This is a genomic window from Paraburkholderia sp. J67 (assembly GCF_905220265.1).
GTDB lineage: Bacteria > Pseudomonadota > Gammaproteobacteria > Burkholderiales > Burkholderiaceae > Paraburkholderia.
The window spans coordinates 1-281 of sequence record NZ_CAJMZK010000135.1; the positions used below are offsets into that span (position 1 = coordinate 1).

1 pseudogene is annotated in these 281 nt (G+C 61.9%); it reads left to right on the forward strand.

The window, feature by feature from the left end:
* Nucleotides 1-281 (forward strand): annotated as a pseudogene (locus tag U5782_RS41500) (4-hydroxy-2-oxovalerate aldolase); the annotation flags it as partial.

Consider the following 281-nt stretch of genomic DNA (forward strand, 5'->3'; position numbering starts at 1 on the left):
AGCACGCGCAGATCGCTACCCTGCTGCTGCCCGGCATCGGCACGATCCATGACCTGAAGGCCGCCTACAACGCAGGCGCGCGCATCGTGCGCGTGGCCACGCACTGCACCGAAGCCGATATTTCGAAGCAGCACATCGAATACGCGCGCGAACTTGGCATGGATACCGTGGGCTTTCTGATGATGAGCCACATGACCACGCCCGAGAATCTGGCGGTCGAAGCGAAGAAGATGGAAAGCTACGGCGCGACCTGCATTTACGTGGTCGATTCGGGCGGCGCG